This window comes from Mycobacterium persicum, from assembly GCF_002086915.1.
Taxonomy (GTDB): domain Bacteria; phylum Actinomycetota; class Actinomycetes; order Mycobacteriales; family Mycobacteriaceae; genus Mycobacterium; species Mycobacterium persicum.
On sequence record NZ_MWQA01000001.1, the window covers coordinates 5,972,400 to 5,996,496 of the forward strand.

The 24,097-nt window shown below is 67.6% G+C and carries 25 protein-coding genes and 1 pseudogene; 20 read left to right on the forward strand and 6 right to left on the reverse strand.

The window, feature by feature from the left end:
- The first annotated feature begins 143 nt into the window (after nt 1–143).
- From bioB to B4U45_RS27085, 3 genes are all read left to right on the forward strand, one after another.
- Nucleotides 144–1,205, forward strand: coding sequence for a biotin synthase BioB (gene bioB, locus B4U45_RS27075; RefSeq protein WP_089024979.1), 1,062 nt, complete (start codon nt 144–146; stop codon nt 1,203–1,205).
- 13 nt (nt 1,206–1,218) lie between these two features.
- Complete coding sequence (gene bsaP, locus B4U45_RS27080; protein ID WP_082275312.1) at nt 1,219–1,446, forward strand: biotin synthase auxiliary protein BsaP; 228 nt, start codon at nt 1,219–1,221, stop codon at nt 1,444–1,446.
- Between the two features lie 110 nt (nt 1,447–1,556).
- Complete coding sequence (locus tag B4U45_RS27085; RefSeq protein WP_240316762.1) at nt 1,557–2,144, forward strand: DUF2567 domain-containing protein; 588 nt, start codon at nt 1,557–1,559, stop codon at nt 2,142–2,144.
- 6 nt (nt 2,145–2,150) lie between these two features.
- Here the strand turns inward: B4U45_RS27085 and B4U45_RS27090 are convergent, their stop codons facing one another.
- Both B4U45_RS27090 and B4U45_RS27095 read right to left on the reverse strand, forming a co-directional pair.
- A complete protein-coding gene (locus B4U45_RS27090; RefSeq protein ID WP_075546166.1) occupies nt 2,151–3,491 on the reverse strand; it encodes a lipase family protein in 1,341 nt (446 codons plus the stop codon).
- A gap of 307 nt (nt 3,492–3,798) precedes the next feature.
- The gene (locus B4U45_RS27095; RefSeq protein ID WP_075546167.1) at nt 3,799–4,521 is read right to left on the reverse strand and encodes an NUDIX hydrolase; all 723 of its coding nucleotides are present in this window, start codon (nt 4,519–4,521) and stop codon (nt 3,799–3,801) included.
- Nucleotides 4,522–4,567: 46 nt separating this feature from the next.
- Here B4U45_RS27095 and nadA point away from each other — a divergent pair, with 46 nt between their 5' ends.
- The 3 genes from nadA to nadC are packed head-to-tail and all read left to right on the forward strand — an operon-like array spanning nt 4,568 to nt 8,054.
- Nucleotides 4,568–5,626 carry a quinolinate synthase NadA gene (gene nadA, locus B4U45_RS27100; protein WP_083153280.1) on the forward strand — a complete coding sequence of 353 codons (1,059 nt, stop codon included), beginning with the start codon at nt 4,568–4,570 and terminating at the stop codon, nt 5,624–5,626.
- A complete protein-coding gene (locus B4U45_RS27105; protein ID WP_075546169.1) occupies nt 5,623–7,197 on the forward strand; it encodes an L-aspartate oxidase in 1,575 nt (524 codons plus the stop codon). The genes nadA and B4U45_RS27105 overlap by 4 nt, the downstream gene beginning before the upstream one ends.
- Nucleotides 7,197–8,054, forward strand: a complete 858-nt coding sequence (gene nadC / locus B4U45_RS27110) for a carboxylating nicotinate-nucleotide diphosphorylase (RefSeq protein WP_075546170.1) — start codon at nt 7,197–7,199, stop codon at nt 8,052–8,054. The genes B4U45_RS27105 and nadC overlap by 1 nt, the downstream gene beginning before the upstream one ends.
- 11 nt (nt 8,055–8,065) lie before the next feature.
- Here the strand turns inward: nadC and B4U45_RS27115 are convergent, their stop codons facing one another.
- The gene (locus B4U45_RS27115) at nt 8,066–8,632 is read right to left on the reverse strand and encodes a TetR/AcrR family transcriptional regulator (RefSeq protein ID WP_075546171.1); all 567 of its coding nucleotides are present in this window, start codon (nt 8,630–8,632) and stop codon (nt 8,066–8,068) included.
- A 49-nt stretch (nt 8,633–8,681) separates the two neighbouring features.
- Here B4U45_RS27115 and B4U45_RS27120 point away from each other — a divergent pair, with 49 nt between their 5' ends.
- Nucleotides 8,682–9,719: an alcohol dehydrogenase catalytic domain-containing protein gene (locus B4U45_RS27120; RefSeq protein ID WP_075546172.1), complete on the forward strand. Its 1,038-nt coding sequence runs from the start codon at nt 8,682–8,684 to the stop codon at nt 9,717–9,719.
- A gap of 42 nt (nt 9,720–9,761) precedes the next feature.
- Here B4U45_RS27120 and B4U45_RS27125 read toward each other — a convergent pair whose 3' ends face one another.
- Nucleotides 9,762–10,172 (reverse strand): nitroreductase family deazaflavin-dependent oxidoreductase, encoded by a 411-nt coding sequence (locus B4U45_RS27125; RefSeq protein WP_075546173.1) that lies wholly within the window; start codon nt 10,170–10,172, stop codon nt 9,762–9,764.
- Between the two features lie 113 nt (nt 10,173–10,285).
- Between B4U45_RS27125 and hisD the strand changes: the two genes are divergently transcribed.
- From hisD to hisI, 8 genes are read left to right on the forward strand one after another with little or no spacing between them, the layout of a single operon-like run.
- Nucleotides 10,286–11,602 carry a histidinol dehydrogenase gene (gene hisD, locus B4U45_RS27130; RefSeq protein ID WP_089024981.1) on the forward strand — a complete coding sequence of 439 codons (1,317 nt, stop codon included), beginning with the start codon at nt 10,286–10,288 and terminating at the stop codon, nt 11,600–11,602.
- Nucleotides 11,599–12,741, forward strand: coding sequence for a histidinol-phosphate transaminase (locus tag B4U45_RS27135; protein ID WP_075546175.1), 1,143 nt, complete (start codon nt 11,599–11,601; stop codon nt 12,739–12,741). Before hisD ends, B4U45_RS27135 begins: the two co-directional genes overlap by 4 nt.
- Nucleotides 12,738–13,370, forward strand: coding sequence for an imidazoleglycerol-phosphate dehydratase HisB (hisB, locus tag B4U45_RS27140; RefSeq protein WP_075546176.1), 633 nt, complete (start codon nt 12,738–12,740; stop codon nt 13,368–13,370). The genes B4U45_RS27135 and hisB overlap by 4 nt, the downstream gene beginning before the upstream one ends.
- Nucleotides 13,367–13,987: an imidazole glycerol phosphate synthase subunit HisH gene (gene hisH / locus B4U45_RS27145; protein ID WP_083135104.1), complete on the forward strand. Its 621-nt coding sequence runs from the start codon at nt 13,367–13,369 to the stop codon at nt 13,985–13,987. Before hisB ends, hisH begins: the two co-directional genes overlap by 4 nt.
- A 2-nt stretch (nt 13,988–13,989) precedes the next feature.
- Entirely contained in the window at nt 13,990–14,724 is a 735-nt protein-coding gene (priA, locus tag B4U45_RS27150) for a bifunctional 1-(5-phosphoribosyl)-5-((5-phosphoribosylamino)methylideneamino)imidazole-4-carboxamide isomerase/phosphoribosylanthranilate isomerase PriA (RefSeq protein ID WP_075546178.1), read from the forward strand.
- A 7-nt stretch (nt 14,725–14,731) separates the two neighbouring features.
- Complete coding sequence (locus tag B4U45_RS27155) at nt 14,732–15,544, forward strand: inositol monophosphatase family protein (RefSeq protein ID WP_075546179.1); 813 nt, start codon at nt 14,732–14,734, stop codon at nt 15,542–15,544.
- A gap of 1 nt (nt 15,545) precedes the next feature.
- Nucleotides 15,546–16,331, forward strand: coding sequence for an imidazole glycerol phosphate synthase subunit HisF (gene hisF / locus B4U45_RS27160; protein WP_075546180.1), 786 nt, complete (start codon nt 15,546–15,548; stop codon nt 16,329–16,331).
- Complete coding sequence (hisI, locus tag B4U45_RS27165; protein WP_075546181.1) at nt 16,328–16,684, forward strand: phosphoribosyl-AMP cyclohydrolase; 357 nt, start codon at nt 16,328–16,330, stop codon at nt 16,682–16,684. The genes hisF and hisI overlap by 4 nt, the downstream gene beginning before the upstream one ends.
- A 176-nt stretch (nt 16,685–16,860) precedes the next feature.
- Here hisI and B4U45_RS27170 read toward each other — a convergent pair.
- Nucleotides 16,861–17,215, reverse strand: a pseudogene (locus tag B4U45_RS27170) (protein kinase domain-containing protein); the annotation flags it as partial.
- A 241-nt stretch (nt 17,216–17,456) separates the two neighbouring features.
- Between B4U45_RS27170 and B4U45_RS27175 the strand changes: the two are divergent.
- Entirely contained in the window at nt 17,457–18,539 is a 1,083-nt protein-coding gene (locus B4U45_RS27175) for a calcium:cation antiporter (protein WP_219859558.1), read from the forward strand.
- Between the two features lie 7 nt (nt 18,540–18,546).
- Here B4U45_RS27175 and B4U45_RS27180 read toward each other — a convergent pair whose 3' ends face one another.
- Nucleotides 18,547–19,005, reverse strand: a complete 459-nt coding sequence (locus tag B4U45_RS27180) for a peroxiredoxin (protein ID WP_075546184.1) — start codon at nt 19,003–19,005, stop codon at nt 18,547–18,549.
- A gap of 330 nt (nt 19,006–19,335) precedes the next feature.
- On the opposite strand from B4U45_RS27180, the gene B4U45_RS27185 reads away from it, so the two are divergent.
- From B4U45_RS27185 to trpC, 4 genes are all read left to right on the forward strand, one after another.
- A complete protein-coding gene (locus tag B4U45_RS27185) occupies nt 19,336–20,745 on the forward strand; it encodes a PPE family protein (protein ID WP_075546185.1) in 1,410 nt (469 codons plus the stop codon).
- Between the two features lie 181 nt (nt 20,746–20,926).
- Nucleotides 20,927–22,477 carry an anthranilate synthase component I gene (locus B4U45_RS27190; protein ID WP_219859559.1) on the forward strand — a complete coding sequence of 517 codons (1,551 nt, stop codon included), beginning with the start codon at nt 20,927–20,929 and terminating at the stop codon, nt 22,475–22,477.
- Between the two features lie 43 nt (nt 22,478–22,520).
- Nucleotides 22,521–23,132 carry a TIGR02234 family membrane protein gene (locus tag B4U45_RS27195; protein ID WP_075546242.1) on the forward strand — a complete coding sequence of 204 codons (612 nt, stop codon included), beginning with the start codon at nt 22,521–22,523 and terminating at the stop codon, nt 23,130–23,132.
- Nucleotides 23,133–23,262: 130 nt separating this feature from the next.
- Nucleotides 23,263–24,081: an indole-3-glycerol phosphate synthase TrpC gene (gene trpC, locus B4U45_RS27200; RefSeq protein WP_023373644.1), complete on the forward strand. Its 819-nt coding sequence runs from the start codon at nt 23,263–23,265 to the stop codon at nt 24,079–24,081.
- Nucleotides 24,082–24,097: the final 16 nt, after the last annotated feature.

Below are 24,097 nucleotides of genomic sequence, written 5' to 3' on the forward strand. Positions count from 1 at the left end.
GGCGGCATGCCCACAAGCTGTTGGGCCCGCGCGGACCGTTACCCTAGCCTGAATGCCGTTTGGTTGGGGCCGCGTATTCGCAAGCGGCCCCGCACCATAACTGCGTTCCGCTCGGACAGGACAAAGATGTAGGGGAGTACCTGGTGACTCAAGCGCCGATTCGACCGACGACCGACGGCGGCCAACATGGCGTGCCCGACGCCGACAATATGGCCGACATTTTGGCCGAGGCCCGCCAGCAGGTGCTGGAGCGCGGTGAGGGGTTGAGCCAGGACCAGGTGCTTCGGGTGCTGCAGCTGCCCGACGAGCGGCTCGAGGAACTGCTGGGGCTGGCGCACGAGGTGCGGATGCGGTGGTGCGGTCCCGAGGTCGAGGTGGAGGGCATCATCAGCCTGAAGACCGGCGGCTGCCCCGAGGATTGTCATTTCTGCTCTCAGTCGGGCCTGTTCAGCTCCCCGGTGCGCAGTGCCTGGCTGGATATTCCCAGCCTGGTCGAGGCGGCCAAGCAGACCGCTAAGACCGGCGCCACCGAGTTCTGCATCGTGGCCGCGGTACGCGGGCCCGACGACCGGCTACTGGCCCAGGTCGCGGCCGGCATCGAGGCGATTCGCAACGAAGTCGAGATCAACATCGCCTGCTCACTGGGCATGTTGAGCGCCCAGCAGGTGGAGCAGCTGTCGGCGATGGGTGTGCACCGCTACAACCACAACCTGGAGACGGCCCGCTCGTACTTCACCAAGGTCGTCACCACACACACCTGGGAGGAGCGCTGGCAGACGTTGACGATGGTGCGTGACGCCGGCATGGAGGTGTGCTGCGGCGGCATCCTCGGCATGGGCGAGACGTTGGAGCAGCGCGCCGAATTCGCTGCCAACCTCGCCGAGCTGAACCCCGACGAGGTGCCGCTGAACTTTCTCAACCCGCGCCCGGGAACCCCGTTCGGCGACTTGGAGGTGCTGCCGGTCGGCGAAGCGCTCAAGGCTGTGGGGGCTTTCCGGCTGGCGCTGCCGCGTACGATGCTGCGCTTCGCCGGCGGCCGCGAGATCACTCTGGGCGACCTTGGTGCCAAGCGGGGGATTCTGGGCGGCATCAACGCGGTGATCGTCGGCAACTACCTGACCACCCTTGGCCGCCCCGCCGAGGCCGACCTGCAACTGCTCGACGACCTACAGATGCCGATCAAGGCGCTCAACGCCACCTTGTGAGAAGGCGGCAGACGTGGTCGAAAATTGGGGCGATCCGGTCGGTGGCGGTGCCTACAACGTCTACACCGGGCAACCGGCGGGTACGGCCACGCCGACAGCCGCTCAATTGGGTCTCGAGCCACCACGGTTCTGTGCAGTGTGCGGGCGGCGAATGACCGTGCAGGTTCGTCCCGATGGTTGGCGGGCACGATGCTCCCGCCACGGACAGGCGGATTCATCCGATCTGGAGGCGCAGCGGTGACCGAAGAATCTGTGCCGCAGAGTCCGCCGACGCCGCTAGAGCCGCAGACGGCCAGCGCGCCGGCCGGTCCAGAGCAGTCCGGCGCCGATCGCAATTCCCGGAAAAGTGCGGTGCTCACCGTGGTGCTCGGTTTGTCGCTGACCGGTGTGGTGATCGGTGCGTTGTGGGCATGGGTGGCGCCACCGATCCATGCGGTTGTGGCGCTCACCCGGGCGGGCGAGCGGGTGCATGACTATTTGGGCGAAGAATCGCAGAACTTCTTCATCGCCCCGTTTTTGATGCTCGGACTGTCGGGTGTGGTGGCGGTGGTGGCGGCAGTGCTGGTGTGGCAGTGGCGCGAACGCCGGGGACCGGGGATGGTCGTCGCGCTTTCGCTCGGCTTGATCGCCGCCGCCGCGGCAGCGGCGGCGGTGGGGGCGCTGCTGGTTCGGTTGCGTTACGGCGCGCTGGATTTCGACACCGTGCCGCTGGCAAGCGGCGATCATTCATTGACGTACGTCACGCAGGCGCCGCCGGTGTTCTTTGCCTGGCGGCCGGCGCTGGTGGCGGCCACGCTGCTGTCGCCGGCGGCCATCGCGTCACTGGTGTACGCGTTGATTGCGGCCGGGACCGCACGTGACGACTTGGGGCGCTGTCCGGTCGGTGAGCAGGCGGCAAACGCGTCGACCGAGCCGGTGTCAGAAGCGGGGGTGGTTTGACCGCCGTCAGAGCGGCCGGCGGTGGACTTTACGCCCGGTGATGACCTTGGCGGCAATGACGGCCAGTCGGGCCATCCCGGCGTAGGTCATCGGGTTGAACATGGTCGGCCAGGTAGTCCGGATGACATGTTCGCTCAGCGGCCGCCCGGCGAATCGATCGGTCAGCCAGCGCAGCGTCATCGGAGCCGACAGCGGGTGCAGCACCATGTGCTCGTTGAAGGCATCCCGATGGTAGGTGACTCTGGCGCCGCCGGCCGAATACGCCTCGGCCAGCGCGTCGATGTCGTCAACGTCGATGAGATAGTCGTGGACCGCCTGCACGATCAGGACCGGCGGTGCCGGTACCGCGGCACCCAGTTTGATGTCCTGGAACACATGCACGATCTCGGGGGTGGACAGGACGTCCTCGAGCGGCTCGTCCAAATAGTCGCCCAAGTCCTTGTTCGCGGTGCGGATGACCGCCTCGATGGTTGTCATCCTCTCCAGCCGCTTGAGCAGGTCGACCCCGGCGTCGTTGGCGTGTTGCTTGATCACCCGGTCCAGCCCGGGATAGGTGTGTGCGAGCGCAGCCACCACCAGCGCGGGCAGTCCAGCGAGCAGGGTGCCGTTGAGCCGGCGGAAAGTGTTACCTAGGTCGCCGACCGGTGATCCCAGCACAGCCCCGACGATGTCCAGTTCCGGCGCGTAGTCCCCAGACATTTCAGCGGCCCAGGCGCTCGCCAGGCCGCCGCCCGAGTAGCCCCACAGCCCGATGGGCGCCGACGGGGACAACTCGAGACGTTCCGAATTCAGGGCCGCCCGGATGCCGTCGAGCACGCGGTAGCCGGGCTCGTACGGAGCCCCCCACAGTCCTCGAACGCCTTCGTGGTCGGGTACCGATACCGCCCAGCCCTCGGCGACGGCGGCGGTGATCAACAACAGCTCCAGCTGAGTCAATGATCCGAGGCCCTTGGCCCGGCGCCGCAGCGCATAGGACGGAAAGCATCGGGAGGATATGGCGTCGATCGCACACTGGTACGACAACAGCGGGCAGGTCTGCCCCGGTGCAACTTCGGCGGGCAGGATGACCGTGGTCACCGTCGCCTCGGGATTGCCATTCATATCGGTCGTCCGGTACAGCAGCTGAGTCGCGGTGATGGATTGCGGTATCAGACCCAGAAACGCCAGCTCGACGTCACGGGATCGCAGTACCGTTCCGGGTTCGGCATGCTGGTAGCCCGCCGGCGGCTGATAAAAGGGATCGTCGCACGGCAGCAGTGGGCGCACCCTGCGCTGCAACTCCTCATGCGACGGTCGGCCGATCCATTCCGCGGCGCGCGCATCTGCCAGATTGCCGATGCTAACCATCAGGCTCCCTTCTCGGCCTTGGCGTCTCGCGCATCAATGCGTCCCGGACCAGGAGACAGCGCAATGAGCCCAGTCATAGTCAGGCGCCGGCACCTCAATGGCGGCCAGCGCCTCTTAGCTACCTCTTATATAGCCTTACTCAGTTCTTATGCAACTTACGGCATCGTCGGTCGCTGGAGCGACAAGGAGGCGGCGTGCCGCTTGTCACAATCAGTGAGCTGGGCAATCAGCTGCGGTGCGACCGCGATCCTTGTCGACACGGGGGCCCAGAAAAGCTGCGGAAGCCGAACCCGTCCTGCCGGAACTTTCAGGCCTGGCCGGGGGGCCGTAGTGCGGCGAATTCGTCGGTGACCCTCAGCTGCGAATCGGTGAACCGGTACAGCGCCGCCGGGCGGCCGCCGCTGCGCCCGGATTGGGCCACCGTACCGGTCTGGGTGATCACCTTGCGACGCGCCAGGACCCGCTGCAGATTCGTGGCATCGACTTGATAGCCCAACGCGGCACCGTAGATGCCGCGCAACGTGGACAGCGCGAATTCTTTGGGAGCCAACGCGAACCCGATATTGGTGTACGACATTTTGGCGACAAGCCTGGCGCGAGCATGGGCCACCATCGGCCCGTGATCGAAAGCCATCGGTGGCAGGGAATTCACCGGATGCCAGCGGGTGTCTTCGGGCAACTCGGGGGTGGCGGGGGAGGGAACCAGCCCCAGGAAGGTCGACGCGATCACCCGAGTGCCCGGCACCCGATGCGGATCGGAGAACACGGCAAGCTGTTCGAGGTGGGATAGCTCTTGGAGATCGACTTTCTCGGCCAGTTGGCGGCGAACCGAGGTCGTCAAATCCTCGTCGTTGCGCATCCGTCCCCCCGGAAGCGACCACGCGCCCTTTTGCGGGTCCTGGGCGCGTTGCCACAACAGCACGTTGAGCTGTGGTTTTTCGGCCTTTGACCGTTGTTCCGGGCCGACGGTGACCAGGCGAACCTGGAATACGACGGCCAGCACTTCATGGGCGGTGTTACCATGGGGCATGTTTTCGATTGTAAGTCGAAAACCTGCTGGCGCGAAAGGAGCCGCCGTGACGGTCTTGAGTCGCATGGACACGCTCGGCACGGGCATCACCGACATGACCGCTCGGGTCACCAATACACCAACCGGCTACACCGGGGTCGACGGTGACGCGCAGTGGGCCGCGGAAGTGCGTCGGCTGGCGCGATTGCGCGGCGCCACGATACTGGCCCACAACTACCAGCTGCCCGCCATTCAAGACGTCGCCGACCACATCGGGGATTCGCTGGCACTGTCGCGCATCGCCGCCGATGCGCCCGAAGACACCATCGTTTTCTGCGGGGTGCACTTCATGGCCGAGACCGCCAAAATCCTCAGCCCGCAAAAGACAGTGCTGATTCCCGACCAACGGGCCGGCTGCTCACTGGCCGACTCGATCACTGCTGACGAATTGCGTGCCTGGAAGGCTGAACACCCCGGCGCGGTCGTCGTCTCCTACGTCAACACCACGGCCGAGGTCAAGGCGCTCACCGATATCTGCTGCACCTCGTCGAACGCAGTCGATGTGGTCGCCTCCATCGACCCCGGTCGTGAGGTGCTGTTCTGCCCGGACCAATTCCTCGGTGCCCACGTGCGCCGCGTGACCGGTCGCCAGAATCTGCACGTATGGGCCGGCGAATGCCACGTGCACGCCGGGATCAACGGTGAAGAGCTCACCGGCCAGGCGCGTGCCAATCCCGATGCCGAATTGTTCGTGCATCCGGAATGTGGCTGCGCCACCTCGGCGCTCTACCTTGCCGGAGAAGGCGCCTTCCCCCAGGAGCGGGTCAAGATTCTGTCCACCGGTGGAATGCTGGACGCGGCCCGCCAAACCAGTGCCCGCAAGGTGCTGGTCGCCACCGAGGTCGGAATGCTGCATCAACTGCGGCGGGCGGCGCCGGAAGTCGACTTTCAGGCGGTCAACGACCGTGCGTCGTGCAAGTTCATGAAGATGATCACGCCCGCGGCTTTGTTGCGTTGTCTGGTGGAGGGGGCCGACGAAGTCCATGTCGATCCCGACGTCGCGGCCGCGGGCCGGCGCAGTGTTCAGCGGATGATCGAAATCGGACAACCTGGCGGTGGCGAATGAGGACCGCGCCAGCCTGGCGCGATGCCGTCGACGTCGTTGTGGTCGGTACCGGCGTGGCTGGCCTGGCCGCCGCGCTGGCGGCCCATCGCGCGGGCCGCAGCGTTGTGGTGCTCAATAAGGCGGCCCAGCTGGTCGGAGTGACCGCGACACATTACGCGCAGGGCGGGATAGCGGTGGTGTTGCCGGACACCGACGATTCTGTCGACGCTCACGTCGCCGACACGCTGGCCGCGGGGGCCGGCTTGTGCGACGACGGCGCGGTGTACTCGATCGTCGCCGACGGCTACCGCGCGGTTACCGAACTCGTCGGCGACGGAGCGCGGTTCGACGAAACTTCGGCTGGCCGTTGGGCGCTCACGCGTGAAGGCGGGCACTCGCAGCGACGCATCGTGCATGCCGGTGGCGATGCCACCGGCGCCGAAGTTCAGCGGGCGCTCGATCACGCGGCCGGGGCGCTGGACATCCGCGGCGGCCATGTGGTCATGCGGGTGCTCCACGACGACGCCGCGGTGACCGGCGTGTTGGTGCTCAGCCCGCACGGTGTCGGCATCATCAGTGCTCCGTCGGTGATCCTGGCCACCGGCGGGCTCGGGCAGTTGTACAGCGCGACCACCAACCCCGACGGCTCCACCGCCGACGGCATCGCGCTGGCCTTGTGGGCCGGTGTGGCGGTCAGCGACCTCGAGTTCATCCAATTCCATCCGACGATGCTTTACGCGGTGGGCAGCGGCGGTCGGTGCCCCCTGGTCAGCGAGGCACTGCGCGGCGAAGGCGCGAAATTGCTTGACCGCCAAGGCCGTTCGATTACAGCAGGCGTTCATCCGATGGGCGACCTGGCGCCACGCGATGTCGTCGCGGCGGCTATCGACGCACGGATGAGGGCCACCGGCGACCCGTGCGTCTACCTCGACGCGCGTGGCATCGACGGTTTCGAATCGCGGTTCCCGACCGTCACCGCCTCGTGCCGCGCCGTCGGCGTCGACCCGGTCCGCCGACCTATCCCGGTGGTCCCGGGTGCGCATTACAGCTGCGGCGGCGTCATCACCGACGTATTCGGCCAGACCGAAATGCCGGGGTTGTTCGCCGCCGGTGAGGTTGCCCGCACCGGGATGCACGGCGCCAACCGGCTGGCCTCCAACAGCCTGCTCGAGGGCCTTGTGGTCGGCGGCCGGGCCGGAAGGGCGGCGGCCGCGCATGCGACGGTAGTCGGGCGCCGCCGCGCGAGCTTGCCTGAGTCGATCCTGCACACTGCCCCGGAGCGTGCCGAGCTGCAACGGGCGATGAGTCGGGAAGCATCGGTGGTGCGCACCGCCGACGGGCTGCGGCGGCTGTCCGGATTGCTGGCCGGACCGGTGCGCAGGGTCGCGGGCCGTCGGGATTTCGAAGACGTGTCGTTGGCGGTTGCCGCGCGCGTGGTGGCTGCCGCCGCATTGGCGCGCACCGAAAGCCGCGGCTGTCACCATCGCGCCGAGTACCCGGATGCCACCCCGGAGCAGGCGCGCAGCATCGTGGTTCGGTTGGCCGATGACCACCACGCGGTGGGTGTGCCGGCGTTGGCTGCGGTGAGCTGATGACGCTGTCTGATCGGGAGCGGGATGCCGCTCGGGAGACCATCCGGCGCGGACTCGATGAGGACTTGAGCTTCGGGCCGGACGTCACCACGATCGCGACGGTGCCCGCCGGCGCGGTGGCCACAGCGTCGATGGTTCCCCGGGAAGTTGGGGTGATCGCCGGGGTGGACGTGGCCCTGATGGTGCTGGACGAGGTGATCGGCAAGGGCGGATACCGGGTGCTGCACCGCGTCGATGACGGCGTGCGGCTGCGGCCGGGCGAGCCGATGCTAACCCTCCGGGCCGACGTACGCGGACTGCTGACCGCCGAGCGCACCATGCTCAATCTGGTCTGCCACATGTCGGGAATCGCCACGGTGACCGCGGCTTGGGTCGACGCGGTGCACGGCACCAAGGCCAAGATCCGCGACACCCGCAAGACTTTGCCGGGTCTGCGTGCATTGCAGAAATACGCGGTGCGCGTCGGCGGTGGCGTCAATCACCGGATGGGCCTGGGGGATGCGGCGTTGATTAAGGACAACCACGTCGCTGCCGCGGGATCGGTGGTGGAGGCGTTGCGGGCGGTGCGCACTGCCGCGCCCGAGCTGCCCTGCGAGGTGGAGGTCGACTCGCTCGAGCAACTCGACGCGGTGTTGCCCGAAAAGCCCGAATTGATCCTGCTGGACAATTTCCCGGTGTGGCAGACCCAGACGGCGGTGCAGCGACGCGATGCACGTGCACCCACCGTGCTGCTCGAGTCGTCCGGCGGGCTCAGCCTGGAGACGGCGGCGACCTACGCCCGAACCGGAGTGGACTACCTGGCGGTGGGGGCGCTGACGCACTCGGTGCGCGTCCTCGATATCGGTTTGGACATGTAGGTCTAGCCAAGCTAGCCGGACAGCAGGGTGCGTGCTGCCGGCTTGACGGCTTGCAGCGCGGTCGCATCACCGGCGACGCGGGACAGGATCAAGGCTCCCTCGATCAACGAAACCACCGCGAGCGCAACCGATTCCGCGTCGGTGGCCGCCCAACCTTCGGCGTTAAGCCGTTCCGCGATCGCGGCAGACCATCCTTTGAATGCGTGTGCGGAGGCCTCGCGCACCAATGGGCTGGCGTGCACGGCCTCGGTGGCGATCGGCTCGATCGGGCAGCCGTCGCGATGGTCGCCGGCCAGTCCCGCCACCAACAGGTCGACCCATTGGTCGACGACGTCAGCCACCGGGCGGTCGGAGGCCAGGAAGCTGCGCAGAAGTTGCTCGATGGCGGCCCCCGCCGTGCCGACGACCGCGGCGGCCAATTGTTGCTTGCCGTCGGGGAAGTGGTGGTAAAGCGACCCTGGTCTGACGCCCGCGTCGTCGAGGATCTGCTTCAGCCCGGTCGCTGCGTACCCCTGACGACGGAACAGCGTTGCGGCCGTACCGATCAACGCTGCACGGCTGTGGTCTGGTCTGGGCATGGGTAAAAAATACTTGACAATTCTTGAGTGATCACTCAATAATAGCGGAATGAGACAATTGGTTTTCGAGGAGACGGGGCGATACGCATGGCGCGAGGCGCCGGACCCGGTGCTCACCACTCCGGACCAAGCACTGGTGAGGCCACTGGTCGTGGCCTGTTGTGACCTCGATGTCGCGGTGGTGACTGGCCGGTTACCGCTGCCATCCGGCTATTCGGTCGGTCACGAGGGGGTGGCCGAAGTCGTGGCGGTCGGCGACGGCGTCAGCACCATCCGCGTGGGCGACCGGGTGGTTGTGCCCTTCCAGATCAGCTGCGGCAGGTGCCGTGAATGTCGTCGCGGCATGACGGGCTCGTGCAACTCGGTGCCGCTGATGGCGATGTACGGCATGGGTCCGATCGCCGGTCTGGATGGCGGCGGATTCATGGCCGACCTGGTGTTGGTGCCCTACGCCGACGCGATGCTGGTCGCGACGCCTGCCAGCATCGACCCCCGCGACCTGATCGCCATTGCATCGCTGTCGGACAACATTCCCGACGCTTGGCGCACCGTGGGGCCCTTCACGAACGACTTGTCCGGGCTCGAGCCTGCCGACCGCCGGGTCTTAGTGGTCGGGCGGTTGTCGATCGGGCTGTATGCCGCGGCCTTTGCGGCGGCGCTGGGAGCCCACGTCGACTACGTCGACACCGACGCGCAGCGTCTCGCGGTCGCCGAAAAGCTCGGGGCAACCGCGCATGACCGGCCGAAGCCGGCCAAAGAGTGGGACCCGTATCCCGTCACGGTGCACACCTCGGCCGACGCGTCTGTGCTGGCCGCTACGCTGCGTGCCACCTGGCCGGACGGGGTATGCACCGACACCGGGATCTACTACGAACGCACGGTAGAGATGCCGTTGCTGTCGATGTATACCCGCGGCGTGAGGTTTGTGACCGGACGCGTCAATGCGCGTGCGGTCATCCCGGAAATCCTGGACGTGATCGCCGGCGGCTGCGACCTGTCGCCCGCCGTCGATCACGTCGTGGCCTGGGACGACGCGCCGTCGGCTTGGCCGGCGATGGCCGGAAAGACCGTCTTCGCCAGGCCCTGATCGCGGCTTGCCCCGACCCCAGGGGCGCACGCGCAGCTGAGCTCAGGCGATGTCGGCGACGAAGATCCCCATCCGACCCGCCTGCATGCGTGCCATGAACGGCAACCCCGCGCCGTCCGAACCGGCGGGCAGGATCCGCGGGTTGGTGATGTGCACATGACGGCGGGTGAACAGCACGTCGGCCTCGCCGGCGGCCAGCACGTTCTTGACCCAGTCGGTCTTACCGTGGCCCAGCGCGATCGCCAGCACGTTGCCCTTGCGGTAGGCGGTCACGATGGTCCGGTACGGCTTGCCGGATTTGCGGCCGCGGTGGGTGATGGTCGCTGCGCCGGGCAGGTAGCGGGCGACCGGTTTGAGCGCGGGATTGATGTATTTGATCTGGAAATTCTCAAACCAGGGCGGGAACACCATGGGGACGCCCGGCGCGTTGTTCGGGTGGTCCTTTGCCGACATGTTGGCTGCCTTTCGCGAACGCGGTCGGTGGAGCCGCTCTACCGGCACTGTACCGGCCGGATATCGACTTGAGCTGCTCTGGGACAATGGTCCACGTGACTACAACGCCCGCGCTGCTGGCCCGTATCGATCTGCGGGGAGCGGAGTTGACGGCGGCGCGGCTGCGGGCGGCGTTGCCGCGCGGCGGGGCCGACGTGGAGACCGTGCTGCCCACCGTCCGGCCGATAGTGCAAGCAGTGGCCGAGCGCGGTGCCGAGGCCGCGTTGGACTTCGGCGAGTCGTTCGACGGAGTGCGCCCCGCGGCGGTGCGGGTGCCGGATTACGCGTTGGACTCAGCGCTGGCTGAGCTTGCACCCGAGGTACGGGAAGCACTGCAGGTGATGATCGAACGGACCCGCGCGGTGCACGCCGACCAGCGGCGCAGCGTCGTCACCACGACGCTGGGGCCCGGTGCGACGGTCACCGAGCGGTGGGTTCCGGTTCAGCGGGTCGGCCTGTATGTCCCCGGGGGCAACGCGGTGTACCCGTCGAGTGTGGTGATGAACGTGGTGCCCGCGCAGGTCGCGGGTGTCGACTCGCTGGTGGTGGCCAGTCCGCCGCAGGCCGAGTTTGACGGCTGGCCGCACCCGACGATCCTCGCCGCGGCCCGGCTGTTGGACGTCGACGAGGTCTGGGCCGTGGGCGGAGCCCAGGCGGTGGCATTATTGGCCTACGGCGGCGCCGACACCGACGGCGCCGAGCTGGCGCCGGTCGACATGATCACCGGCCCCGGCAATATCTATGTCACGGCCGCAAAGCGGTTGTGTCGCTCTCAGGTCGGCATCGACGCCGAAGCGGGGCCGACCGAGATCGCCATCCTCGCCGACCACACGGCCGATCCGGCGCACGTCGCCGCCGATCTGATCAGCCAGGCCGAACACGACGAGATGGCCGCCAGCGTGCTCGTCACCCCGAGTGCGGATCTGGCCGACGCGACCGACAGCGAAGTAGCGGCCCAAGTGCAGACCACCGTGCACCGCGAGCGAGTGACGGCCGCGCTGAGCGGCTCGCAATCGGCGATCATCCTGGTCGACGATGTGGAGGCGGGCATCAAGGTCGTCAACGCGTACGCCGCCGAGCATCTGGAGATCCAAACCGCCGATGCGCCGCAGGTTGCCGGTCGGATACGTTCGGCCGGGGCCGTTTTCGTCGGACCCTGGGCGCCGGTCAGTCTGGGTGACTACTGCGCCGGCTCCAACCACGTGTTGCCGACGGCCGGCTGCGCCCGGCATTCCAGCGGCCTGTCGGTGCAGACCTTCCTGCGCGGCATCCATGTCGTGGACTACACCGAAGCGGCGCTCAAAGACGTCTCCGGGCACGTGATCACCCTGGCTAAGGCCGAAGACCTGCCCGCCCACGGTGAGGCGGTACGGCGGAGGTTCGAGCGGTGACGGGCGCATCGCAAGGGCCCACCCTTGACGAGTTGCCGCTGCGCGATGACCTGCGCGGTAAATCACCTTACGGCGCACCACAATTGGCGGTTCCGGTGCGGCTGAACACCAACGAGAACCCGCATCCGCCCACCGAGGCGCTGGTCGACGACGTGGTCCGGTCGGTGCGGGCGGCCGCAGTCGACTTGCACCGCTACCCCGACCGGGATGCGGTCGCATTGCGACGTGATCTGGCCGCGTACCTGACTGCGCAAACCGGTGTCCAGCTCGGCGTCGAAAACGTCTGGGCCGCCAACGGATCCAACGAGATCCTGCAGCAGCTGCTGCAGGCGTTCGGTGGGCCGGGGCGTAGCGCGATCGGTTTCGTCCCGTCCTATTCGATGCACCCGATCATCGCCGGTGGCACCCACACCGAGTGGATGGAAACGGTGCGGGCCGACGACTTCAGCCTGGACATCGACGCCGCCGTGGCCGCCGTCGCCCGGCGACGGCCGGATGTTGTCTTCATTGCCAGCCCCAATAATCCCACCGGACAAAGTGTTTCGCTGGGTGACCTGTGCAGGCTGCTCGACGTGGTGCCCGGGATCTTGATCGTCGACGAGGCCTACGGTGAATTTTCGTCGCAGCCCAGCGCGGTGCGGTTGGTGGCCGGGTATCCGACCAAGCTGGTCGTCAGCCGCACCATGAGCAAGGCGTTCGCCTTCGCCGGCGGCCGGCTCGGGTACTTGATCGCCACGCCGGCGTTGGTAGAGGCGATGCTGCTGGTGCGGCTGCCCTATCACCTGTCCGCGGTCACCCAGGCGGCGGCCCGCGCCGCGTTGCGGCACGCCGACGACACCTTGGCCAGCGTCGCCGCGCTGATCGCCGAACGCGAGCGGGTGTCAACCTCCTTGTCCGGCATGGGTTTCCGGGTTGTCCCCAGTGATGCCAACTTCGTGCTGTTCGGAAAATTCGCCGACGCGTCGGCCGCCTGGCAGCGTTACCTGGATGCCGGGGTCCTGATTCGCGATGTCGGTATTCCCGGTTATCTGCGCGCCACCACCGGCCTGGCCGACGAGAACGACGCATTCCTGCGGGCGAGCGCGCAAATCGCTGCCACCGAATTGGTTCCCGCCACCAGCCCCGTAGGAGCGCCATGACCGCCCCCCCGACAGGCAACGGAACTCGTCGTGCCCGCGTCGAACGCCGCACGCGCGAATCCGACATCGTCGTCGAACTGGATCTCGATGGCACCGGGCAAGTCGACGTCGACACCGGAGTGCCGTTCTACGACCACATGCTGACGGCGCTGGGCAGTCACGCCAGCTTCGACCTGATGGTGCGTACCACCGGCGACGTCCACATCGAAGCGCATCACAGTGTCGAGGACACCGCGATCGCGCTGGGCCGGGCACTCGGGCAGGCCCTGGGCGACAAGAAGGGTATCCGTCGCTTCGGAGATGCCTTCATCCCGATGGACGAGGCGCTGGCTCATGCCGCGGTCGATGTGTCCGGCCGGCCCTACTGCGTGCACAGCGGGGAGCCGGATCATTTGCAGCACACCACGATCGCCGGCAGCTCGGTGCCCTACCACACCGTCATCAACCGGCACGTGTTCGAGTCGCTGGCGATGAACGCGCGCATCGCCCTGCATGTGCGCGTCCTGTACGGACGCGATCCGCACCACATCACCGAAGCCCAGTACAAGGCCGTCGCTCGCGCGCTGCGGCAAGCCGTCGAACCCGACCCCCGGACTTCCGGTGTGCCGTCCACCAAAGGCGTTCTGTGACAACGAAATCAGTTGTTGTCCTGGACTACGGCTCCGGCAACCTGCGGTCGGCCCAACGTGCGCTGCAGCGGGTCGGTGCGGCGGTGGAGGTGACCGCGGACGCCAAGGCGGCCGCGGCTGCCGACGGGCTGCTGGTGCCCGGCGTCGGAGCTTTTGAAGCGTGCATGACTGGCCTGCGCAAGATCGGGGGAGAGCGGATCATCGCCGAACGGGTGGCGGCCGGGCACCCGGTGCTCGGCGTCTGTGTCGGCATGCAGATCATGTTCGCGCGCGGGGTCGAGTTCGGTGTCGAGACGCGAGGCTGCGGGCAGTGGCCCGGCGCGGTCACGCGGCTGGACGCCCCGGTGATTCCGCACATGGGGTGGAACGTGGTGAACGCCGCCGCGGGCAGCACGTTGTTCCGCGGGCTGGACGCCGACGCCCGGTTTTATTTCGTGCATTCCTATGCCGCGCAGCGCTGGGAGGGGCACCCGGGTGCGCTGCTGACCTGGGCTACCCATCAGGTACCGTTCCTGGCCGCCGTGGAGGATGGACCGTTGGCCGCCACCCAGTTTCACCCGGAAAAAAGCGGGGACGCCGGTGCGGTCGTACTGAGCAATTGGGTTGGGGAACTGTGAAAATGCCACTGATTCTGTTGCCCGCCGTCGACGTGGTCGACGGTCGTGCCGTGCGCCTGGTACAGGGCAAGGCCGGCAGTGAAACCGAGTACGGATCGGCCGTGGATGCCGCGTTGGGTTGGCAGCGCGACGGCGCCGAGTGGATTCACCTGGTCGACCTCGACGCCGCATTCGGGCGCGGCTCCAACCGCGAACTGCTCGCCGACGTGGTCGGCAAGCTCGACGTGCGGGTCGAGTTGTCCGGGGGGATCCGCGACGACGCTTCGCTGGCCGCGGCGTTGGCCACCGGGTGCGCCCGGGTCAACTTGGGCACGGCCGCGCTGGAAAACCCGCAATGGTGCGCGCGGGTGATCGCCGAGCATGGCGACAAGGTCGCCGTCGGCTTGGATGTCCACATCGTCGACGGGCGGCACCGGTTGCGTGGACGCGGCTGGGAGACCGACGGCGGCGACCTGTGGGAAGTACTGGAACGCCTTGATAGGCAAGGGTGTTCGCGGTTCGTCGTCACCGATGTCAGCAAGGACGGCACCCTGCGCGGTCCGAACCTCGACCTACTGCGGCAGGTTGCCGACCGCACCGAGGCGCCGGTGATCGCCTCGGGCGGGGTATCCAGCCTGGACGATTTGCGGGCCATCGCAACCCTTGCCGGCCGCGGGGTCGAGGGCGCCATCGTCGGTAAGGCCCTCTACGCCGGGCGGTTCACCTTGCCGCAGGCGTTGGCCGCGGTACGGGAGTAGCCCTGCCATGGATTTCGCTGCGCAGCTGACACCGTTGGTCGAGCAGGCATCGGCGATTCTGGATGCCGCGGTGCCGCGGTTTCTGGACGGTCATCGTGCCGATTCCGCGGTCCGCAAGAAGGGCAATGACTTCGCCACCGAGGTCGACCTGGCGATCGAGCGCCAAGTGGTTGACGCGTTGCTGGCGGCCACCGGAATCGGTGTGCACGGTGAGGAATTCGGTGGGACGCCCGTCGACTCGCCCTGGGTGTGGGTATTGGATCCGGTGGACGGCACGTTCAACTACGCCGCGGGTTCGCCGATGGCCGCGATCTTGTTGGGTCTGCTGCACCACGGCGATCCGGTGGCCGGCTTGACCTGGTTGCCGTTCATCGATGAGCGCTACACCGCAGTCACCGGCGGCCCCCTGATGAAAAACGGTGTGGCACGTCCGCGGTTGGCGCCCGCCAAGCTGGCCGACAGCCTTATCGGCGTCGGCACGTTTAGCGCGGATTCTCGGGGCCGATTCCCCGGACGCTATCGGCTGGCGGTGCTGGAGAACCTCAGCCGGGTCTCGTCGCGGTTGCGCATGCACGGGTCGACCGGTATCGACCTGGTCTACGTTGCTGACGGAATCCTCGGTGGTGCAATAAGTTTCGGTGGCCACGTATGGGATCATGCGGCGGGCGTGGCTCAGGTGCGCGCCGCCGGCGGCATCGTCACCAACCTGGCCGGCGAACCGTGGACTCCGGCGGCGCGTTCGGTGCTGGCCGCGGCGCCCGGCGTGCACGACGAGATCCTCGAAATGCTGCGCGGCACCGGGGAACCGGAGGACTACTGACATGTACGCCGATACCGGCCTTGCGGTGCGGGTGATCCCGTGCCTGGACGTCGACGGCGGGCGCGTCGTCAAAGGAGTCAACTTCGAGAACCTGCGGGATGCGGGCGATCCGGTGGAACTCGCCGCCGCCTATGACGCCGAAGGCGCCGACGAGCTGACGTTTCTTGACGTGACCGCGTCGTCGTCGGGTCGGGCCACCATGTTGGAGGTGGTCCGCCACACCGCCGAGCAGGTGTTCATTCCGCTCACTGTCGGCGGCGGGGTGCGTACCGTGGCCGACGTGGATGCGTTGCTGCGCGCGGGTGCCGACAAGGTCTCGGTCAACACCGCCGCGATCGCCCGCCCCGATCTGCTGGGTGATATGGCAAGGCAATTCGGTTCCCAGTGCATCGTCTTGTCGGTAGACGCGCGCACCGTGCCCGTCGGCTCACCCCCGACTCCGTCGGGCTGGGAGGTCACCACCCACGGCGGCCGCCGCGGCACCGGCATCGACGCCGTGGAGTGGGCGGCCCGCGGCGCCGACCTGGGCGTGGGGGAGATCCTGCTGAACTCGATGGACGCCGACGGCACCAAGGCCGGCTTCGACCTCGCGATGCTGCGCGCGGTTCGGGCCGCGGTCACCGTGCCGGTCATCGCCAGCGGCGGCGCCGGCGCAGCGGAACACTTCGCCCCCGCGGTCGCCGCCGGGGCCGATGCGGTATTGGCCGCCAGCGTCTTTCATTTCCGGGAATTGACGATCGGGCAGGTGAAGGCCGCCATGGCAACAGCAGGGATCACCGTGCGATGAGCCTCGACCCCGCGATCGCCGCGCGCCTCAAGCGCAACGCCGACGGTTTGTTCACCGCGGTCGTGCAGGAGCGTGGCAGCGGCGACGTGCTGATGGTCGCCTGGATGGACGACGACGCATTGGCGCGCACCCTGGAAACCCGTGAGGCCACCTACTATTCGCGGTCCCGCGGCGAACAATGGGTCAAGGGCGCTACCTCGGGGCACACCCAGCGCGTCCATTCGGTACGCCTGGACTGTGACGGGGATGCCGTGCTGTTGACGGTGGACCAGGTCGGCGCAGCCTGCCACACCGGTGACCACAGTTGCTTTGACGCAGCGGTGCTGCTGACCCCCGAGGAGCCGGAGAGCTAGCGGGCAGCCACGTCCAGGCGATTGGCGGCGGCCAGCGCCGCACGCGTCCATTCGCGCCGGAACACCGCCGGCTCGATACGGTCGCGGCGGATGACCTCGATGTCGATGACGCGCCCGGCGGTGACGGCAGCCGGCACCGGGAAGGAGAAGGCCGGGCCGCCGGTGGCAACCGCGAGCATGGCGTCGGTGTCGGCCGAGATGATCTCGACGACGTCCGGGTGCGGCATCCCGGCGGGGTACCGGCTGCGCAGCAGGTGGGCGGCTTCGGTTCCCTCGACGTAGTCCATCGAGATCCACAGGTGGCCCTGAAATTCGCCGCGGTCATGAATGCCGACGATGTGCTCGTTGTACAAGCTCGCGGCCAGATCGGCCTCGCGGTTGAAGCGCTGACGAAACTCGAGGTCGCCGGTCAATTCGCGGGGCAGGATCTTGAGGGCATCGCGCCGCGGCAGCCCGGGGGTGCTGCGCCAGATACACCTCGCCCATCCCGCCCGCGCCGAGCCGGCACACGATGGTGTACCCGGCGAACAACTCGCCTTCACTAGGCCTTCGCTCTGGCCGGCGCTGGTCGGCATGTGAGCATGCTACTGAGACGGCGCCATGGCGATACCGAGCGCTTGCTGATTGCGTCGGGCCCGCAATTCGGCACGCGGCGAGCCCATTCGGTGCGCCGCGAATACCGTCTCCGAAATGACAGGCGCCTACTTCGAGTCCCGCCAACCGGCGTAGGGGATGATCGGCCGGCCGATGGCGTCGGCAACAATGGCGGTCGATGATCAAACGGGTGCCCTGGAGCGTGATGGCGCCGGTGCTTGCGTTCATCGCGCTGGCATTGACGTGGGGCCAGAAAATCGGGACCCTGATGGGTCTCTTCGTGGCGGTGCTGCTTGCCGGTGCGGTCCTGGCTGCGGTTCATCACGCCGAGGTGGTAGCGCACCGTGTCGGCGAGCCGTTCGGGTCACTGGTGTTGGCCGTCGCGGTGACCGTGATCGAGGTGGCCTTGATTGTCACGCTGATGGCTGGTGGGGGACACGAGACGGCCACGCTCGCCCGCGACACCGTATTCGCCGCGGTCATGATCACGACCAATGGGATCGCCGGGTTGGCGCTGCTGCTGGGTCCCCGCCGCTACGGCGTGACGCTGTTCAACGACCAGGGCAGCGGCTCCGCCCTGGCCATGGTCACCACGTTGGCAACGTTGAGCCTGGTACTGCCAACGTTCACCACCAGCAAACCGGGGCCGCAATTTTCCCCCAGCCAGCTCGCGTTCGCCGCGGTCGCCTCGTTGGGCTTGTACCTACTTTTCGTGTTCACTCAAACGGTCCGGCATCGAGATTTCTTTCTGCCGGTGGCCCAAAAGGGCGCCGTCGATGACGATCGCCATGCGGGCCCTCCGAGCGCCTGCCTGGCGCTGCGCAGCCTCGGGCTGCTGCTGGTCGCGCTGGTGACGGTGGTGGGCCTGGCCAAGGTGGAATCGCCGATCATCGAGCGCGGCGTCGCGGCGGTCGGGTTTCCGCCGTCGTTCGTCGGCGTGGTGATCGCCATGTTGGTGCTGCTCCCCGAGACGCTGGCGGCAGCGCGCGCGGCCAGGCAGGGTCGCCTGCAGATCAGCTTGAACCTGGCGTACGGCTCCGCGATGGCCAGCATCGGGCTGACCATCCCGACAATCGCCCTGGCCTCGCTCTGGTTGAGCGGCCCGCTGCTACTCGGTCTCGGTCCGACCCAGTTGGTGCTGCTGATACTTACCGTCGCGGTCAGCATGCTGACGGTGGTGCCGGGCCGGGCCACCAGGCTGGAAGGCGAGGTGCATTTGGTGTTGCTGGCCGCGTATCTATTTCTTTCGATCGTCCCGTGAAACGGCGTCAAGAACGCGCGCGCAGCGTCTGCAGTGCCTTGTCGGCGTGAGTGTCCATGCTGAATTCGCTGGAGATCACCTCGAGCACCCGGCGGTCGGTGTCGATGACGAAGGTGGTCCGCTTGACCGGAAGCAACTTGCCCAGCAGGCCCCGTTTGACGCCGAATTGGGTGGCGACGGTGCCCTCGGTATCGGACAGCAGTGGGTAGTCGAAGTGCTGCATGTCGGCGAACTTGGCCTGCTTGTGGACGGGATCGGCGCTGATGCCGACCCTGGTGGCGCCAACGGCGGCGAATTCTGCCGCCAGGTCGCGGAAGTGGCAGGCTTCCTTGGTGCAGCCCGGCGTCATGGCCGCCGGGTAGAAGAACAGAACCACCGGTCCGTCGGATAGCAGCGTACTGAGCTTGCGAGGCGAGCCGGTCTGGTCGGGAAGCTCGAAGTCGGCCACGGTGTCACCAGTTTTCATGGCCGTCAGGCTACGCCGACCGGCCGACCCCGCTCGGCGAGGATCTCGACCGGGGGTGGTCGCGCAGATGTGTCGACGGGCCGGCGATAGCCGGGGGTCGCGGGGATCGGGGTGGTCGGCGCTGGATCGGCTCGTGGTTTGCGGGTCGACGAGGTGCGGCCGAAAGACGTTTCCGAAAAAACCTGCGCCAGTTTGCTGACTACCGGGATATCGGGCCGCGATTGTCATAAAGTTCTGGTACCGAACTGCTCGCGTTAACTGGGATCGCCACGGCCGTCACCGTGGATTGGGGGGCAGCCCGGGCAGGCCACCTAAGAAGGGACGGCTGTGATGAATTTTTCGGTATTGCCGCCGGAGATCAATTCGGCGCGGATGTTTGTCGGTGCAGGCCCGGGTCCGATGCTGTCGGCGGCGGCGGCCTGGGACGGGCTGGCCGGCGAGCTGCAGGCCGCGGCAACCTCGTTTTCGTCGGTGACCTCGGAGCTGGCGGGCGCCGCCTGGCAGGGGCCGGCGTCGGCGGCGATGGCAGCCGCGGCCGCGCCCTACATGGGGTGGCTGACCGCGGCGGCGGCGCAGGCGGGAGGGGCTGCCGGACAGGCCCGGGCCATGGTGAGCGCGTTCGAGGCCGCCCAGGCCGCCACAGTGCAACCGATCATGGTGGCGCTCAACCGCAATGCGTTCGTGCGGATGGTGCTGACGAATTGGTTCGGGCAGAACTGCCCGGCGATCGCAGGCGCCGAGGCCGAGTATGAGCAGATGTGGGCCCAGGACGTGGCCGCGATGGCCGGCTATCACGGCTGCGCCTCGGCGGTGGCCGCGCGGCTGACCCCGTTCCAGCGGATGCTGCAAAGCCTGCCCGGCCAGGTCAGTGCGTCTGCCCCGGCGGCCGCCCCGGCGGGTCCGGACATCGCCTTGTCGATGTTCGGGACGACGCTGTTCCAGTCGGGCACGGCGCACGCCACCTCCGGTTTCGGGGGTGTTGCGCTTGCCGTCGGCGCCAACAGCAATGCCACCGCCAACACCACCATGCTCACCCCGGGCTTAGGTTCCTTTGCCACTGCCATTGGCAACAACAACACGGCCGTGGCCAACGGCACGCTGTGCACGGCAACCGTGTTGGGCAATTACAGCAATGCCACCGGGGGCTTCGGCGGGCTCGGCAGCACCGCCTTCGTCACCGGCGACCACTCTGGAGCTTCTGCCGGGTTCAGCAACCGCGACATCGGCAACCTCGCCGCCGTCTCCGGTAACTACAGCTCGGCTCTCGCCGGGTCCGGCAGCGGCAACGCGGCCGTGACCTTCGGTAACGACAACACGGTGAGGGCCGGCGGCAACCCGGCTATCGCCGGCGGCGCCACCAGCAACCTCAATCTTGGCTTCGCGCAGGGGAACAACAGCAACGTCATGGCCGGGACCCTGACCAATAACTCCAGCAACGCCAACGTCGCCGGCGTGTTCCTCGGCAACCACAGCCTTGCCAATGCGATCGACGGCAACGCCAACGTCGCGGCCGCCGTCTCCGCCACCAACGGCCACGCCCAGGCGGGCTCTGGCAACGCCAACATCGCCGGCGTCTACGCCGGCACCGGCTGTTCGGCCCTGGCCGGCTTTGGCAACTTCAACGCGGCCGGGGTCTCGGGCCTGCTCCCCGGCACCAACAACCTCACGGCGAATGCCCTGGGAAGCTTGAAGACCACCTTCAAGTTCTTGCCGCCGGCATTGGACTTCTTCGGGCCGTAAGGTTCGGTCAGGCCGCGCGGGCCCGGCAAGAAGCCACCCCTTGCTCACCCGCGATACGACGGCGGACAGGCGGCGCGCCGAGCGCTGCGGTCCGATCCAGAGTTCCGCGCCGGCAGCGGTCCGGCCTTCCTGACCACGAGGTCAGGCCGGTGCTGATCTGCGAATCTGGTTGGATAGGTCGGTGCACGCCAACCTTGCAACCACGACCACGCGGGAGGATTTCCGCGTGCTGGCGGCAGAGCACCGGGTGGTCCCGGTGACTCGCAAGGTCTTGGCCGACAGCGAAACTCCGCTGTCGGCGTACCGCAAACTCGCCGCCAACCGGCCCGGGACGTTCCTGCTCGAGTCGGCCGAGAACGGGCGGTCGTGGTCGCGGTGGTCCTTCATCGGTGCCGGGGCACCGACGGCATTGACGGTGCGCGACGGCGAAGCGGTGTGGTTGGGCACCGTCCCGAAGGATGCCCCAACCGGCGGCGACCCGCTGGCCGCGCTGCAGGCGACCCTGGACCTTCTTGCCACAGCGGCCCCGAATCAGTCCGAGCCCGGGTTTCCGCCACTGTCGGGCGGCATGGTCGGCTTTTTCGCCTACGACATGGTGCGGCGCCTCGAGCGGTTGCCCGAACTCGCCGTCGACGACCTGCAGCTGCCGGACATGCTGCTGATGCTGGCCACCGATGTGGCGGCGGTCGACCACCACGAGGGCACTATCACGCTGATCGCCAACGCGGTGAATTGGAACGGCACCGACGAGCGGGTCGACTGCGCCTACGACGACGCGGTCGCGCGCCTGGACGTGATGACGGCGGCACTGGGCCAACCGCTACCGTCGACGGTCGCCACCTTCAGCATGCCCGAGCCGCGATACCGTGCCCAGCGCACCGTCGAAGAGTACGGCGCGATCGTCGAATACCTGGTCGGACAAATCGCTGCCGGCGAGGCCTTCCAGGTGGTGCCCTCGCAGCGCTTCGAGATGGACACCGACGTCGATCCGATCGATGTCTACCGAATCCTGCGGGTGACCAACCCGAGCCCCTACATGTACCTGCTTCAGATACCGAATAGTGCTGGCGCAATCGACTTTTCGATCGTCGGATCCAGTCCCGAGGCGCTGGTTACCGTCCATGAGGGCCGAGCGACAACTCACCCCATCGCCGGGACGAGGTGGCGCGGAAACACCGAGGAAGAGGATCAGCTGCTGGAAAAGGAGTTGCTGGCCGACGACAAAGAACGGGCCGAGCACCTGATGCTGGTCGACTTGGGCCGCAACGACCTGGGCCGAGTCTGTACGCCGGGCACCGTTCGGGTCGAGGATTACAGCCACATCGAACGCTATAGCCACGTCATGCACCTGGTGTCGACGGTGACCGGTCTGCTCGACGACGATCACACCGCTCTGGACGCGGTGACCGCCTGCTTCCCGGCGGGCACGCTGTCGGGCGCACCGAAGGTGGGGGCCATGGAGTTGATCGAAGAGGTGGAGAAGACCCGCCGCGGGCTGTACGGCGGCGTGGTGGGCTACCTCGACTTCGCCGGCAACGCTGACTTCGCGATCGCCATCCGTACCGCGCTGATGCGGAACGGCACCGCCTACGTCCAGGCCGGTGGCGGCGTGGTGGCCGACTCCAACGGGCCTTACGAATACAACGAGGCCGGCAGCAAAGCGCGGGCGGTGCTCAATGCGATTGCCGCCGCCGAGACGCTAGCTAGCCCGGACACGGGGCGTGGTGGCTGACGACCCCCGGCCCGGTCGGTCCCGCCGGCTGCCCAGTCGGCTGATGGTGGGAATGGCCCAGTTATTGCTGGTGATTGCTGCCGCGGCGCTGTGGGCGGCGTCGCGGCTGCCGTGGGTCGTCATTCGCTCGTTCGACGGGCTGGGGCCGCCGCGGCAGGTGACGTTGACCGGTGCCACCTGGTCGACTGCGTTGCTGCCGGTAGCGATGTTGCTGTTGGCCGCGGCGGTAGCGGCACTCGCGGTGCGCGGCTGGCCGCTGCGGGTGCTGGCCGCGCTGCTGGCGGCAACGAGCTTTGCGGTCGGCTACCTCGGCATCAGCCTGTGGGTGATTCCCGACGTCGCGGCCCGTGGCGCCGAACTCGCCGATGTCCCGCTGACGGCCCTGGTTGGCAGCGGACGTTACTACTGGGGTGCTGCGGTGGCGGTCGGCGCTGCGGTGTGCATCCTGATGGCTGCCGCGGTGCTGCTGCGCGCCGCGTCGATTGCCGGGTCGGCTCATCCGGGCCCTACAAAGTACGCCGGACCTGCGGCGCGCCAGGCTACGGCGCGTCGCGACCACGACGGACCCATGTCGGAACGAATGATTTGGGATGCCCTAGACCGCGGTGTCGACCCGACCGATCGACCGCACGGGTCTGACACCGAGGGTCGGTGACGAAGCGCGCGCCGCGGGCCGCTACCCTTCATGAACGTCATCGCAATCGGCTGCGGGGCGTGGGTCACGGTGGTGACGGTTGGAGACCGTTGGAGACCGTTGGAGACCGTTGGGAAAGGAAGCAGCAGGCATGAGTCCGGCAACCGTGCTTGACTCCATCCTCGAGGGAGTCCGGGCCGACGTAGCCGCGCGCGAAGCACGTATCAGCCTGCCGGAGATCAAGGCTGCCGCGGCCGCGGCGCCGCCGCCGCTTGACGTGATGGCGGCGCTACGCGCGCCCGGTATCGGGGTGATCGCCGAGGTCAAGCGCGCCAGCCCGTCAGCGGGCTCGCTGGCGACCATCGCCGATCCGGCGAAGCTGGCGCGGGCATACGAAGACGGCGGTGCTCGCATCATCAGCGTGTTGACCGAGGAGCGGCGGTTCCACGGTTCCCTCGATGACCTCGACGCGGTACGTGCGGCTGTCTCGATTCCGGTGTTGCGCAAAGACTTTGTGGTGCAGCCCTATCAGATTCACGAGGCGCGTGCACACGGCGCCGACATGCTGTTGCTCATCGTCGCCGCACTCGACCAGTCGGCGTTGGTGTCGATGCTGGACCGCACCGAATCACTCGGTATGACCGCGCTCGTCGAAGTGCACACCGAGCAGGAAGCCGACCGGGCGTTGAAGGCCGGTGCCAAGGTCATCGGCGTCAACGCCCGCGATCTCACGACCCTGGAGGTCGACCGGGACTGCTTCGCCCGAATCGCGCCCGGGCTGCCCAGCAACGTGATCAGGATCGCCGAATCGGGGGTCCGCGGCACCGGTGACCTGCTCGCGTACGCCGGCGCGGGCGCTGATGCGGTGCTGGTCGGTGAAGGTCTGGTGAAAAGCGGTGACCCGCGTGCGGCGGTCGCCGATCTGGTCACTGCGGGCACCCACCCGTCCTGCCCGAAGCCGGCTCGTTAGTCGTTGATGACCCGCG